We start from the raw sequence: 14,089 nt of genomic DNA on the forward strand, positions 1-14,089 counted from the left end.
CCTGTCCTCTAACTGCAGTTTTTCGATGTCCTGCGGGAGTTTGACGGTTTTTTGTCGAAGGAGCTGTTTACCCCCTCACCGACCACATAGTCCAGCGACACTCCGAAGGCATCCGCTAATTTTTTGCCGCCTCAACCATTTCTTGCAGTTCTTTTTCCCTTTTCTTAACTCCTAGTTTCTTTAAGGACGGCCCTTGGTGAGGCTGCTTTTAAGTTAATTGTGGAAACCGTTAAAAAAATGGATTAGCTTGCGAAGCTTGCAGCAAGATCCACCCATTTTTAGGTTGGAGCAATTAGCTTAAAATTAAATTGGGTATTGATCTTATATTCTTTACAAATCCGTAATCCCAATTTAAAAGCATCACCTCAGGCCTAGTCCCGAAAGCTTTCGGGATTGTTACTTTTCTCTTAAAGTCCGCCGTGGCGGATTATCAATGAAAAAAGTAAGAGGAAATAATATATCTACTATAAATATTTTCTCTCACTATCTACAAACCTAACTTAACATACCCTTTCCTTTGAACACTAAAATTCTCAAAGCCATACAAATTTGAAGAGTAAAAGAAATCTACTAAATTGCCTGTATTGGCAAGTACCTTTACCAATAAGGTAAACCTTATCCAAGGTCTGACAGAGTTTGGAACAAAGGTATCTCCTGGAGTAAATCAACTTGCAATTCTAAATATTCCGTACTTAGTGATTTGGGAGAGAAAGAAGTCCCCGAAGCCTACATGGCCTACAGCCTCTACAACAGTGATAGTGTGGAAATAGCCCGAGGCAAGCATTTGCTCACCAAAGCCTCCAAAAACAAACACGAATACCTTTCAGATACGCTGAAAGTAGAAGAAGATGGATTTATAGAAGTATATCTGGTCAATGAAACATCAGAAAACGTGTGGTTTGATGACTTCACCGTCCAAAGCACCACCCCCATCATCGTCCAGGAATCCCAGCCACCGCATAACCTGGCTCAAAGACTCACGTCTTTGCCCTCATTTGGTAGCGAGCTCACAGGCCTAGCCTACAGCTACAGCAACCACACAAACCGTGAAAAATTCAATGGCAAAGAGTTTCAGGATGAGCTCAATCTGGGTTGGTATGATTATGGGGCGAGGATGTATGACCCTTTGCTTGGTAGGTGGGGAGTTGTGGATCCGTTGGCAAGCCAAGCTCCAGGCTGGACACCGTACAGGTTCGGGTTTAATAACCCGATTAGGTACATCGACCCTAACGGTCTTTTTGAAACGGAATCAGATGCCAAGCAATGGGCAAAAGACAATAAAATACGTACGGGATGGTTTAGCCGTCATAAGGTTGAGCAGGAATCTGACGGGTCTTGGGCTGTAAATAACAGAAAAGAAGGGGCAAGCTATTTTAGAGATAGTTCTCTGGATGGGTTGGATGTTGTTGGAAGAAGAGATGATGGGGTAATAAAAAGTGCCCTAGTGCTGGCTCAGCCTTATGACGAAATCACCGCAACAGCATCAGAAATTTGGAATAGTCCAATTGCTAGAAGCTATGTTCCTGATTTTATATCAATTGGAGGTGGGTTTACTGGTATAGCTGGAGTCGGTGGTGGAACCAGTTTTGAAGCCAATTGGGTTTTAAGAGGCCCAGAATCATCTTTTTTACCCGCAATCACAACGACACAAAGCGTTGGTGGTGGATTTTCAGTTGACGCCACTTTAAACATTGGTAGAGCAAATTACTTAGGGCCTGTGAGAGATATTAACCGTGGAATGTTACAAACGAGTATTCAGGACGGTCAGGTTTCTATATGGGGTTCTGGTGGTGTTGCAGCAGGCGGTAAAATTGGAGTTACAGGTTCTTGGTCGCCAACATCAACTGGTTATGGAATTATTGGTGGTCAAGTTAATATTGGGGCAGGTTTGCCAGCGGGGCCATTACCTGCCAATGCAGCTGGTGGAGTTAGTAACACCTTTATTCTACACGATTTTTATAGAAAGAGAAAATGAAAATGAAGCATATGGTAATACTTGGCTTGATCTTATTTGTAATCCTTATTCCTGTTGGAATTTGGATGCAAAATCAGGCAAAAAACAAAGGAAAGAAGCACTTTGAAGTTTTCAATGCTGCCGATATTGACAATCGAATTGAATCAGTTAGGATTGCGTATAAAGGTACAGGAATGAAATTAGATGATGGTCGAGAGTTTATTTTTTATCCACTTACGGATAAAAGATTAAACGAAGGTAGTATTTTCAACTATACGGCTGAAAGTGGAGATAAGGTTGAAAAAAGAGCATTTTCTGATACCCTATATTTATATAAGGGCGATAAAATCTTAATGTATACTTTCACGAAATTTTAAATACAAAAACCCGGCAAGTCCGGGTTTTTTCTTTATAGAGCGGCCACATTTTTTTGGAAGAAGTCCTTGAACTTCTTTTTGGTCAGGAAAGTATCAATCATCTTGAATACCATATTTTTTTCTTCGGGTTCGAGTTCAGCAATCCGCTTTTCGGAATTTGCAATTGCGATCATTAAATAACCCTTTATCCCCCTCAAAACACCCTCCCCTTATCGTCCCGATCTCTATTCCTTTCCCCTATATCTATAATTAACGGGACTCGCGGTCATTCGTGCGCACATCTCAACCCCGCACTGCGGCGCATGTCGGACATTGTGACTATCCCTACATTCAAGCGCCTGGTACGGGGCTACTAAGTGTTGATCCCCCTACGGAGCCTGCCCCGCAGCATTGCGGGGGATATGTCTTGTGACTATCTGCGCTTTAATGCGGGCAGGACGACGGAGATCCGGGCCAGCGGTGGCCTTGTGGGTGGATAGAGCCTGTCCCGATCACTATCGGGGCCTGTCCCGATCACTATCGGGAATATCTCCGTCTTGCCCCGATGCCTCGGGGTTGTTACTTTTCGCGTCAAAGCCTGTCCCGATTATTTCGGGAACAAAAAGTACGAGAGAATCACCTTAATATCAAATTCAATTCTCTCACTCTTCACAAACTTATCCTAGATTCAAGCTTTAACGAGACAATTAAAATATGTTAAGCCTGATAAAATTTTTTAGTTATGTCAAAATCAAAAGGGATGAATAAAAATGAATGAAAAACCGAAAATTTGTATGTACAGAATATCCATTCCACTAAGGTAATATAGATCAATCAGCACCCTGAGTCAAAAGTTTGTCTCCTCATTATCATAAATTTACATCCTCAAGATTCCCAAACTATCTTTTTTATCAATCCATAAAAGATTATATGGGATTTTTTGTCTTATTTGCACTTCTCTAATTATCTTGAGATGCTTGTTTTCAAGCTATTCATCATAGAAAAGATCATGTAAAGGTCAATTTTATGACTCTTCACTTTGGAGATAAACCTGTCGCTAAAGTAATTAATAGCCTCCGTCGTCCTCTGTCCACAAATTTCTTTGTTATGGACTGACAGGTCTTAAGTGTTACAAAGAACACCAATGACTGCTTTAACCTGGTCCTCTTAAAAGTCTGCCATGATTCAATATGTTTCCCTTGTGATTTTGGGGTCAAAGCTAATGTTTCGTTCATGTGGGGTTCTTTGTTTATGTCAAAACGGAGGCTATGGACTGCTTTGTCACCTCTTAAGTTTCACTCATTTCCAAATGAGAATCAGTTTACTTCTCCCCTGAAATTCTCTTCCATTTAGGTTTTAAAAGGTTAATCTAAACCACTCTCAGCATTGGCTCCTATTCGTCTTTTTAACCAAACAGTCTTTCAATTTGTAAAATGTTCTAATTCTTTTTACTTAATTGCATTTTATTGATCTTTTTCATAACCTTAACTGAATTTTAAAATTTTTACAGTTTAGCTTTAGCCTCGAAACAAATTTATAGATGAATATATTAAGTAAAGTTTAATTATAACTAAGTTTTTTATTTTTTATCTAAATAGTAAAAGTAGTTATTTGCCTGTAAATCAGTATTTTTGTCTAAGCGAAATGGCGAAAAGATTGAGCATGTAACTTTTTCCTTTCCGATTATGAAAAATAAGATCTTATTTAAAATTAAAGCTTAATTTAAACGCAAAATATTAATTTAATCATATTATTTCCTGTACTTTTTTGTGAAAAATCAAACTCCTTTTTTTTCTTTTTGGCTATTTTATGCCGTAATCTAAATTGGTTTAAATGATAAATTAGTTAGAGATATTTATTTTTTTGACAACTAATTAAACTTTCAATGCTTGTGGGGATATTTCCTTAACCTTACTTCTGAACTGTAGAAGGACTGTCTTAAAATTTCTTTTGTGCTTAATTCATCCACTTTCAAGTCTGGTTTTATTTTCTTTAGTCCGGTTTTTAATTCATTTTTTCGCTCTTGAAACCACTGAATATCTGGATCGGTTTCCAAATATTTCAAAAATAAACTTGGAAATTTAAATCCTAAAGACTCTCCTTTTGCCTTGGCTTCTTCTTCACTAGTCCAAATACAAAAACTGATTGTCTCCCAAGTACTCACTATTTGATTTGTAGCAATCCTTGCTGCATCCCAATCTTGAAAATGATCAAAAAATAAGACATGAATAGAATCTGTATAATCCATCTTATTTCGTTTCCCAAGATTCATTACTTTAACCTTCTTTTGAAATTCCTTTGAAGATATTGGTTTAATATTAAATTCAGAATCAAAGTATTCATAATCTACTACTGTAAAATCAACATTTATCAAAGAATCAACTTTATTCTTCGACTTATCTCTATCAAAAACAAATTCCTTTTCATTGTTATTTTGATAGTGGCAACTAAAAAAGGAACTCAAAATTAGGGGTAAATAATAGTATTTCATGTAATCCTATAATTAAATTAATATCCAAGTTCGCCTTGCATTTCTGTAAAAAGCCATAATTTTGAGGTTGAGTATGCCACACAGGGTAATACAAATCCTCAATCTACATCTTCTGGATACAAATATGATTGTGCACTTTGCTCAACACCTCACATTTGGATTTTCATTACACATGCTGAACTCGCTCCTGCCTCTTCACACCATACTGATGGTTCTAAATTTGCGTCACGAGAAACATCTAGTAATGTTCTCGAACTAAAAAGCCAGACATAATCAACAAAACTAACATCTTGTTGATTAATAAAAGTAACTTTATGAAATAAGATATCATCATCATCATCATCAGTAGTTCTTAATGAAACACTATTATACTTTTTTTGCTCTGAGCCATTAAGTCTTTTCTTATAGATTTCCTTTTATTCGGGATTTAAAACTAATATTTCCTTTACTTTTTTTAACTCTTCAATATACGTTTTTGTAGAACCATCAAAGACCATATCAATGACCCTTTGCCTTTCCTCTGTTGAAAATGAATATTCTCCATCCAGTATATCAATTTCTAGTTGAAGGATTGATTCCTCCGTGGATTTTTCTAATTGATAATTTTCTAATTCTGAAGTACAGCCAAACAACACTGAAATAATTAGAATAAAATAAAACTTATCCATAATAAAATATAGGTTAAAGTGGATATTAACTTTATTGTTAAAGCTAAGTGCTTGTTTGGTTAAAAGCAAATCATATTAATAATTTATAAAATTTTATTATTTGATATATTATTAAATACGTTTTAAATTAAAATATATTTTAACATTAACACGATTAATAAAACATTCAAATACGGCCAAAACATCACTTTTTGATTACGAGCACCCAAAATTAAAAGGTCAAAAAACAAGGGGGCTTTTTTGATTATTCCCATAAACATAAAATGATGGCATTGTTATACGCATTTCACGATCTAATAGAACGCTGATTTTGCGGATCGAACAGATGGTCACTGATTCAAAAAAGACAAATACTATTGCAAGTTGATTCAAAAAAATATTGAAGGTGTAGATACAATCTACACCTAGTCGTGGAAACAGATGCAATCTACACCTAGCCGTGGAAACAGATGCAATCTACACCTAACTGTTGAAAAAAAATCTTTGAAATCCCCCAAAAATAGGTAAAGGATAGCGCTTTTTTTATTAGCTAGAAACAATCAAAGATGTTTATTTTTTTTTATTTATATTTAATTAATAATTTTAAAAAATTCTCAACGGTTAGAATCATAATGTTTAAGTTTTAAAAGCAGAAAAAGCTATCCAAGATGGATAGCTTTTTTTAATTAGCTACACCAACATCTAATTAATTCATACTATTTGCTTTTAAACTTATTTGCTAGTTATTTTATAACTAAACCATTACACTAAAAGTACGATTATGAAGACGAAAGTAAATCATTCATTCAGATTCCAAATAAATTTATGGATTCCCTTCTTACTTATTGCTATTCTTTTAAGCTGCAAAGAAAATACAAAGGAGGATATTTCAATTTTTGAACTAAGTGAATTTGAAACTGTTGAAAAACTGAAAGCTGAATACATGTCAATAGCTTCCACGCACATTAACAGGGCGTATGATTTATTAATTTTAAATGATAATCTAATCGTCTCAGATCCGAATAGTGAAAAACATTTTAAAATAATTGGCTTATCTAATGAAGCTTTTTTAGGGTCATTTGGAAGAATTGGTAATGGTCCTTGTGAAATTCAATTTCCTGCTTCCATTCAAATTTTAAATGAAAGTTCATCAGTTATCGGTGTTAATAATAGAAAGAATTTTGGTTATAGAGAGATTTTTTTAGACGAAAATCAATTTAACTCCATGAAAGACTCCTGCCTCAAAGATTATGGGAAGTTTGATTACAATTATCAGAAAATCATAAAATTAGACGAAAAAAATCTTGTAGGTACTGGACTATTTGAACAAAGATTTGCTTTATCTAGCATAGATAATGGATCAATTATTTCGGAATTCGGGAAATATCCTTTTGAAGAAGAGTTAAGTCAGTATGACCATAATGTCTTAGCTATGGCTTATCAAGGAGAAATTATAAAACATCCAAAAAAACCTTTGTTCATATCAACATCAATTAATTCTTTTAATTTTGATATTATAGCTTTAAATACTGATAATTCACTTAGTGTAATTGCCCAAAAACATTATTGGTCACCTTTATTTAATGGGGTATCTGGCAATGCTATTCAGGCTACTATGACCTCCGATAACAAGAAAGGCTGTTTGAGTACTACTGTAACCGAGAAATATATATATATACTTTATTCAGGTAAGTCTCGAAAAGAAGGAGGTGTAGACAGCAATACTATATTGGTATATGATTGGGAGGGAAAACCAGTCAAGCTTATCAAATCAGATAAGAACTTAAATCTTATTGCCGCGGACGCAAAAGGTAAATACTTAATCGGCTATCATGACGACGGTCAGCCTAACCTGTTTAAAATCACTTTGAATTGAATCAATAAACCAAAAAAAGTTAAAAAAAGGGGGAAGTAGATCCCCTTTTCAATATCAAAACTTCCCCTTGATCTCCTCCGGCTCAAAGCCCAGTACCAAATCTCCATTTGGGAATTCGATGATGGGTCTTTTGATCATGGAGCTTTTTTCTGCTAGCATTGCAAGTGCGGACTTCTCGGATTCTAACTTTTCCTTGTCTGCATCGTCGAGTTTCCGGTAGGTGGTACCTCGCTTGTTGATCAAGGCCTCGAAGCCTACTTTATCGGCAAACTTCACCAAAAGTGCCGCATCTGGTGCTTGCTTTTTATAATCGATGAATTCATATTCAATTCCTTCCGATTCTAAGAATTCGAAGGTCTTTTTCATGGTGTTGCAGTTTTTGATGCCGTATATTTTGAGTTGCATGGTTTTGTAGTTAAAATGTTAAACGTTAAATGCGTTAAGCGTTAATTGGGCAAATGGGTTATTTGGTTAAAAGGTTAATTGATTATTTGGTTAACTGATTATTTGGTGAATTGGGATAAAGGTTGAGCGTTAAAATCGTTAAACGTTTATCGTTGGTTAGGGAATATGTATATCCGCTTTCACACCAGTAAACATTTGTATTAGATTTAAACCTTAAATTCGGCTGTTGTTGACTGTCAACCGTCGACCGTCGACGATTATCCGCTTGATCCTTTCATTTTATTGAATTCCAGGTGTCATTGCGGATAATCATTTTTGGGAATACTAGCTCTAGTGTCTTGTTTCTTGTTTCTTTTTTCTTGTGTCTTATTTCTTGTGTCTTATTTCTTGTGTCTTATTTCTTGTGTCTTTTTCACAAACTCAAAATCTCTTTTAAAGAGGTTTCATTGGCATTTAGAATCTGGGAGATATAATCGTCTGTCAAGGCTGTAGAGAGGAATAAGCTTTCAAACTGTGATGGAGCAAGGTATATTCCTCTGTGGAGCATGGCTTGGAAGTACTTGCCAAAAAGGCCCGTATCCGCATGCTTGGCTGAGGCAAAATCAAAGACCTCTTTGTCAGTAAAAAATAAACTGTACATACTTCCTAGGTGATTGATGGTGTAATTGAGATCAAGTTTATTCAAAGAAGCTTGAATTCCTGAAACTAGCTTATCCCCTATGGTATTGAGTTGCGCGTAGACTTCGTCATGTGTATCCAAATACTGTAGCATGGTCAAACCTGCCGCCATGGCAATAGGATTTCCAGAAAGCGTTCCAGCTTGGTAAACAGGCCCTGCTGGTGATACGAATTCCATGATTTCTTTTTTGCCACCGTAGGCGCCAACAGGCATGCCTCCACCGATGATTTTGCCCAATGTAGTCATGTCAGGTGTAACTTCGAAAAGTTCTTGTGCGCCTCCTTTGGCAAGTCTGAAGCCAGTCATCACTTCGTCAAAAATCAGAACTATCCCTTCTCTGTCACAGATTTTCCTTAGTCCTTCTAGATATCCAGGCTTGGGTGTAACCAATCCCATATTACCTGGTACAGGCTCCAGAATCAGTGCAGCAATTTCACCTTTATTCGCTGATATTAGTTGTTCTATAGCTTCTAGGTCATTGTATGGAGCTAGCAAAGTATCTTTTGCTGTTCCTTTGGTAACCCCTGGTGAGTCTGGGTTGCCCATGGTGATGGCACCTGAGCCAGCTGCGATCAAGAAGGAATCTCCATGACCATGATAGTGTCCTTCCATTTTGATGAACTTATCCCTTCCAGTAAATCCTCTAGCCACTCTGATTGCAGACATGGTCGCTTCAGTGCCGGAATTCACCATACGGACTTTCTCAACCGATGGTACCATTTTGGTGATCAATTCAGCGATTTCCACTTCTCTGGCAGTTGGTGCACCAAAGGATGTCCCATTTTCCATGGCTTTGATGACTGCCTCTTTGATCATGGGATGATTGTGTCCAAGGATCATTGGACCCCAGCTATTGATCAGTTCAAGATAGCTATTGCCATCGGCATCATAGATATGTGCTCCGTCAGCTTTTTCAATGAAGATCGGGTTCCCTCCTACCGCTCTAAAAGCTCGAACAGGGGAGTTGACACCACCAGGAATATAATTCTGAGCCTTTTCAAACAAGGCTTTGCTTTTGCTGATTTGCATTTATTTTTGGTTTATTTATTAACACTGGTTATTGAAATTTGGTTGACGATCGACGGTCAACCGACCATGGAACTGAAGTTCTCAAAATTGAAAGATTGTTGTTTATGGTCAACTGTTGACAGTCGACTGTAGACTACTTCATTTCCAACACGCCCTTTTGTAATTGAAGAACGGGTACAAAGCGGTTGTTTTTACTGTTTCTGAAATCTAATCCGTATGAGATTTTCCCTTGTGTTTGGGTCATTTGATTCAAGTTATTTCTTAGATCAAAACCCCTTGAATTATTAATTGTTCCAGAAATCCAAGTCATTAATTCATAGCCCAAATGTGCATTGAGTGAAGGGTAAACTTTATACTTAGCATAGAATCCCTCTCTAAAATCCTCCAATTCTTGACTACCAAATTTCATGGTATTATTTGCTATAAAATGGAAATTTTGGCTTTGTAGCATCTCGAAGTTGGCGAAGTTGAAGTATAGCCAGCTATCCATCACTAAGACTGGTATTTCTCTAGAGATTGACTCTAGCAATCCAAAAGTGGGAGAGGCTACATTGGGATCATCAGAAAGTATGATGACCATGTCTGTTCTCGGGTTTTCATTGCCTCTTTTCAGATTGATACGATCAAAGAAGTCTCTGATGTTTCTTTCGTTGACTTTTTCAATTGCGACAATTTGATAGTCAAACCTACTGGATTCCTCAGCAATTTTTTTGGCTAGCATTTCATCTCTGGTCGCAGTTGAATAAGCGATAGCAATTCTTTTGCCTTCAATATTTTTTCTTGCAAAATCCATGACTCCATTAGCTATGGAGCTGATAGATGGTCTAAAAAGGTATGCAAAATCAAAAGTCTCCAACTTGTCATCAATATTGGAAAGTGGATTGATGAAAGGGATGCCTTTTTTCTCAGAGAAAGCGGCTACAACATCCATCTCTTCAGGGTAAAGAGGTCCGATGATCACATCTGCTATATCAAAAAATGGATCTGCCAGGATGCTGCGTGTTCTATCAGGGTTTCTTTGCGTGTCAAAGGATTTGACATTGAATCTAAGTCCTTTTCTTCTGGCTTCTTCTATTGCAAAATTGATCCCTTGATACAGTTCAAAAATGAAATTCGTGGAATTTAGTCGTCTGACATCAGTACCTCCATTGTAGTTGAAGGGTAGAACAACTGCAATATCCAGCACATCATCTCGCTTGACTTGAGGTGTAAGGTCCTTTTGACCTTCTACCCTTACATCTTTGATTTGATTGTAGATATTTCGGTCATTGGAGGACATGACGGTTTGTCTTTCCAGCTGTTCTTTTAGCGCTAGCAAAAAACCTTTATTTGATTCATATTTAGCTATATTACCTACCATGTAGCTCAAGGAAGCATTCTTTAAGTAATTGTAGGTAGCATTTTCAGCTTCTTTTTTTAGATCTTCATCTGTGATCAAAAGAATTTGTCCTAAGCCATCTGAAAAGCTTTCCTCTTCAAAATGAACCAAAGCCATCAGGTACCTCACATCTTCAATTTTCTCCCAACGGGCATTTTCAATTAAAGGTGAGAGCGAAGCCTTAGCGAGCGCAGTTTGTTTGTTCAGAAAAGCTGCCTGAGCAAAATAGAAAGTGGCATAATTAGAAAGATTACCAAATTGCTTTTCATCCATATAAGGGCGAAGCAGATCCATGGCATCTTTATAATTACCATAACTGATGAGCGTTTTGGCTCTGTTATAATTATTTAGTGGGTCTTGTGCTTGTACTTGAACAAAAAATGAAAGCAGAAACAAGGGCAACAGGAAAATACTTTTCATAGGATTATATCTCGTTTTTCAAAAGCCATTGGGCTTGATTGAATGAACATTTCAGGATATGTATATACGGAACTTTGCCAGCAATGAAATTAAGCTTGGGTTTTCAGTCCAAATCGATATTAATTGATATTTAGATACTAATAGATATTGTTTTGCAACACCCTTTTGTGTCAGAAATTGAAGCTACTTGTAAAGAAGCGTATAATCATTTTCAGGATTCAATGTCGTTTAGTTTAGGGTAGCTTTTCCAAAGTTCAGATTTGTAAACAATTCTTGTTTTTCACTTTTAACCCAACTTTGGAAAAGTTTAAATTCAACTTGTAGTCTTATCTAAACGACATTGTTTCATGATTATAAAACAGTCCAGATTGAGGCTATTTTATAAAGAGATTTGGGCAAATATCATTCCGATTGAAATGGGATACGAATTTAATCCATTTTGCGGTTATAGAAAAGAAAATGCTGATATACGAAAGCTTACCAGTAAAGAAACAAATTCCAACTTTATATTTATTCAGATATTCATGGATATAGGATATTAGATTTGATATTGACCAATTGAAACTGAAAGCCTTGAAACTGAACATGCTTGAAATAAATAGATAAGTAAAATTAAATCAGAAAGATTAAGACAAGTGTATCAGAATGAATTATTTATTTGATTAAATAGTTAAATTTATACTCTAAAAACTAATAAAATGAAGGGAATAAGCTATTTGACCGACGAAAAAAACAGAAAAGTTGCTGTTCAAATTGATTTGAAATTATATGGAAAACTTTGGGAAGATTTTTATGATAACATGATAGCAGAAGAGAGAAAAGAAGAAGAAAAAATACCACTTAAAGATTTAATCAAGGTCTTGAAAAAAGAAGGTAAATTAGATGAATCAATATGAGATAGTTGTAAGTAAATCTGCTAGCAAAGAGCTTCTAAAATTACCTAAAAAGGTCAATAATAAGATTATTAATGCCATTCTATTATTAGCTGATAATCCAAGACCTAGTGGTGCAAAAAAGCTTCGTGGCTTATCTGAAAATTGGAGAATTCGAATTGGCGATTATAGAGTTATATATGCTATTTCAGATGAAATCTCAATAGTAGACATTCGAAAAGTAGGCCATAGAAAGGATATTTATGAGTGATCCAGTTTATTTTTAATCCAAAAACAACCCCACCCTATACAATTTTGAATTAAAGAAAATCGTATAAAATGGGGTATATTGAAACCTTATTTGAAGCTTAAAATTAGTCTTAGGAGTAATTCTACTATATCAACCTTGTTTCATGTCTGCCTCACTTCTACTCCCATTCAATCGTCGCAGGTGGCTTGGAGGAGATGTCATAGACCACTCTGTTGACGCCCTTCACTCTGTTGATGATTTCGTTGGAGATTTTGCCAAGGAATTCATAAGGTAGGTGAATCCAATCAGCAGTCATGCCGTCCACAGAACCTACGGCTCTAAGCGCTACCACTTTTTCATAGGTTCTTTCATCGCCCATCACTCCGACAGATTGGATTGGAAGTAGGATTGCTCCAGCTTGCCATACCTGATCGTAAAGACCATGGTCTTTGAGACCTTGGATGAAGATATAATCTACTTCTTGGAGTGTCTTTACTTTCTCTGCGGTGATATCTCCTAAAATCCTGATGGCAAGTCCCGGTCCTGGGAATGGATGTCTTCCTACGATAGTTTCAGGAATATCTAAGGCTCTACCCACTTCTCTCACTTCATCCTTGAAGAGGGTATTTAGTGGTTCAACGACAGAAAGTTTCATGAAATCAGGAAGACCGCCTACGTTGTGGTGCGACTTGATCGTGGCTGATGGTCCCTTGACAGATACAGATTCGATCACATCTGGATATATTGTCCCTTGCCCTAACCATTTCACTCCTTCGAGTTTATTGGCTTCATCATCAAACACTTCAATGAAAGCATTGCCAATGGCTTTTCTTTTTGCTTCAGGATCAGAAATACCCGCAAGTGCATCATAAAAACGCTGCTTGGCATCTACACCGATCACATTGAGTCCCATGTCTTTGTAGGAGTGTAAGACCTCCTCGAATTCATTTTTTCTCAGCAATCCATTATCTACAAAAACACAGTATAAGTTGGCACCGATAGCACGGTGAATCAAAGTCGCTGCAACGGAGGAATCAACTCCTCCTGACAAGCCCATGACTACCTTGTCATCGCCAATTTTAGCTTTTAGTTCGGCTACTGTAGCATCGATAAACACATCAGAAGTCCAGTCTTGGCTACAGCCACAGATATGGACGACAAAGTTTCTCAACAGGTTCTTTCCTTCTACAGAATGCGTCACTTCTGGATGAAACTGTATGCCGTAGGTTTCTTCATTTTTGATTTTGAAAGCTGCTACTCTTACCGAGGCAGTACTGGCGATGACATCAAAACCAGCTGGAAGCTCCTTGATGGTATCTCCATGTGACATCCATACTTGGGATCCATGGGTCATTTCCTTCAATAAGTCATAGTGGGTATCAATATGGCTCAGGTTGGCTCGGCCATATTCTCTAATTTCGGACGGAAGCACCTCTCCCCCATATTTCTGCGCTAAAAGTTGCGAACCATAGCAAACACCCAATAAAGGAAGCTTACCCCTCAAGCTATCCAAATCCAAGTCTGGAGAACCTTCATCTCTTACGGAGCAAGGGCTTCCAGATAAGATGACACCTTTGATGTCGTCGGTAATTTCTGGGACTTTGTTGTAAGGGTGGATTTCACAATAAACATTGAGTTCTCTAACTCTTCGGGCGATGAGTTGCGTGTACTGAGAACCAAAATCGAGGATTAAAATCTGTTCTGCCATGCGCAAAGGTAAGCAGCCCATGAC

Annotated in this window: 12 protein-coding genes; 5 read left to right on the top strand and 7 right to left on the bottom strand. The window is 37.0% G+C overall.

Going from position 1 to position 14,089, the window contains the following annotated elements:
* Positions 1 to 700: 700 nt before the first annotated feature.
* Together BW935_RS16535 and BW935_RS16540 are read left to right on the top strand one after the other, a co-directional pair.
* A complete protein-coding gene (locus tag BW935_RS16535; protein WP_217695383.1) occupies positions 701 to 1,975 on the top strand; it encodes an RHS repeat-associated core domain-containing protein in 1,275 nt (424 codons plus the stop codon).
* Positions 1,972 to 2,331, top strand: coding sequence for a hypothetical protein (locus BW935_RS16540; protein ID WP_076502901.1), 360 nt, complete (start codon positions 1,972 to 1,974; stop codon positions 2,329 to 2,331). The genes BW935_RS16535 and BW935_RS16540 overlap by 4 nt, the downstream gene beginning before the upstream one ends.
* A 32-nt stretch (positions 2,332 to 2,363) precedes the next feature.
* On the opposite strand, the gene BW935_RS18505 is transcribed toward BW935_RS16540, so the two are convergent.
* The 3 genes from BW935_RS18505 to BW935_RS16550 all read right to left on the bottom strand — a co-directional run bounded on the left by BW935_RS18505 (position 2,364) and on the right by BW935_RS16550 (position 5,469).
* Complete coding sequence (locus tag BW935_RS18505) at positions 2,364 to 2,504, bottom strand: hypothetical protein (RefSeq protein WP_175606689.1); 141 nt, start codon at positions 2,502 to 2,504, stop codon at positions 2,364 to 2,366.
* A 1,688-nt stretch (positions 2,505 to 4,192) separates the two neighbouring features.
* Positions 4,193 to 4,801 carry a hypothetical protein gene (locus BW935_RS16545; RefSeq protein WP_076502902.1) on the bottom strand — a complete coding sequence of 203 codons (609 nt, stop codon included), beginning with the start codon at positions 4,799 to 4,801 and terminating at the stop codon, positions 4,193 to 4,195.
* 416 nt (positions 4,802 to 5,217) lie between these two features.
* Complete coding sequence (locus BW935_RS16550; protein ID WP_076502903.1) at positions 5,218 to 5,469, bottom strand: hypothetical protein; 252 nt, start codon at positions 5,467 to 5,469, stop codon at positions 5,218 to 5,220.
* Positions 5,470 to 6,229: 760 nt separating this feature from the next.
* Here BW935_RS16550 and BW935_RS16555 point away from each other — a divergent pair.
* Positions 6,230 to 7,324, top strand: coding sequence for a BF3164 family lipoprotein (locus tag BW935_RS16555; RefSeq protein WP_076502904.1), 1,095 nt, complete (start codon positions 6,230 to 6,232; stop codon positions 7,322 to 7,324).
* A gap of 54 nt (positions 7,325 to 7,378) precedes the next feature.
* Here the strand turns inward: BW935_RS16555 and BW935_RS16560 are convergent, their stop codons facing one another.
* From BW935_RS16560 to BW935_RS16570, 3 genes are all read right to left on the bottom strand, one after another.
* Positions 7,379 to 7,729 (bottom strand): Spx/MgsR family RNA polymerase-binding regulatory protein, encoded by a 351-nt coding sequence (locus BW935_RS16560; RefSeq protein ID WP_076502905.1) that lies wholly within the window; start codon positions 7,727 to 7,729, stop codon positions 7,379 to 7,381.
* Between the two features lie 412 nt (positions 7,730 to 8,141).
* A complete protein-coding gene (gene hemL, locus BW935_RS16565) occupies positions 8,142 to 9,437 on the bottom strand; it encodes a glutamate-1-semialdehyde 2,1-aminomutase (protein ID WP_076502906.1) in 1,296 nt (431 codons plus the stop codon).
* Positions 9,438 to 9,570: 133 nt separating this feature from the next.
* On the bottom strand, positions 9,571 to 11,235 hold the full coding sequence (locus BW935_RS16570) for an ABC transporter substrate-binding protein (protein ID WP_076502907.1): 1,665 nt from the start codon (positions 11,233 to 11,235) through the stop codon (positions 9,571 to 9,573).
* Between the two features lie 698 nt (positions 11,236 to 11,933).
* Between BW935_RS16570 and BW935_RS16580 the strand changes: the two genes are divergently transcribed.
* Both BW935_RS16580 and BW935_RS16585 read left to right on the top strand, forming a co-directional pair.
* Positions 11,934 to 12,131 carry a hypothetical protein gene (locus tag BW935_RS16580; RefSeq protein ID WP_076502909.1) on the top strand — a complete coding sequence of 66 codons (198 nt, stop codon included), beginning with the start codon at positions 11,934 to 11,936 and terminating at the stop codon, positions 12,129 to 12,131.
* On the top strand, positions 12,118 to 12,378 hold the full coding sequence (locus BW935_RS16585; protein ID WP_076502910.1) for a type II toxin-antitoxin system RelE family toxin: 261 nt from the start codon (positions 12,118 to 12,120) through the stop codon (positions 12,376 to 12,378). Before BW935_RS16580 ends, BW935_RS16585 begins: the two co-directional genes overlap by 14 nt.
* A gap of 157 nt (positions 12,379 to 12,535) precedes the next feature.
* Here the strand turns inward: BW935_RS16585 and guaA are convergent, their stop codons facing one another.
* The gene (gene guaA, locus BW935_RS16590; protein WP_076502933.1) at positions 12,536 to 14,065 is read right to left on the bottom strand and encodes a glutamine-hydrolyzing GMP synthase; all 1,530 of its coding nucleotides are present in this window, start codon (positions 14,063 to 14,065) and stop codon (positions 12,536 to 12,538) included.
* Positions 14,066 to 14,089: the final 24 nt, after the last annotated feature.

This window comes from Belliella pelovolcani, assembly GCF_900156785.1.
GTDB classification, from domain to species: Bacteria; Bacteroidota; Bacteroidia; order Cytophagales; family Cyclobacteriaceae; genus Belliella; species Belliella pelovolcani.

Coding starts and splice junctions, on each gene's coding strand:
- hemL (WP_076502906.1), bottom strand. CDS start 9,437: ATGCAAATCAGCAAAAGCAAAGCCTTGTTTGAAAAGGCTCAGAATTAT.
- BW935_RS16585 (WP_076502910.1), top strand. CDS start 12,118: ATGAATCAATATGAGATAGTTGTAAGTAAATCTGCTAGCAAAGAGCTT.
- guaA (WP_076502933.1), bottom strand. CDS start 14,065: ATGGCAGAACAGATTTTAATCCTCGATTTTGGTTCTCAGTACACGCAA.
- BW935_RS18505 (WP_175606689.1), bottom strand. CDS start 2,504: ATGATCGCAATTGCAAATTCCGAAAAGCGGATTGCTGAACTCGAACCC.
- BW935_RS16580 (WP_076502909.1), top strand. CDS start 11,934: ATGAAGGGAATAAGCTATTTGACCGACGAAAAAAACAGAAAAGTTGCT.
- BW935_RS16555 (WP_076502904.1), top strand. CDS start 6,230: ATGAAGACGAAAGTAAATCATTCATTCAGATTCCAAATAAATTTATGG.
- BW935_RS16545 (WP_076502902.1), bottom strand. CDS start 4,801: ATGAAATACTATTATTTACCCCTAATTTTGAGTTCCTTTTTTAGTTGC.
- BW935_RS16540 (WP_076502901.1), top strand. CDS start 1,972: ATGAAAATGAAGCATATGGTAATACTTGGCTTGATCTTATTTGTAATC.
- BW935_RS16570 (WP_076502907.1), bottom strand. CDS start 11,235: ATGAAAAGTATTTTCCTGTTGCCCTTGTTTCTGCTTTCATTTTTTGTT.
- BW935_RS16560 (WP_076502905.1), bottom strand. CDS start 7,729: ATGCAACTCAAAATATACGGCATCAAAAACTGCAACACCATGAAAAAG.
- BW935_RS16550 (WP_076502903.1), bottom strand. CDS start 5,469: ATGGATAAGTTTTATTTTATTCTAATTATTTCAGTGTTGTTTGGCTGT.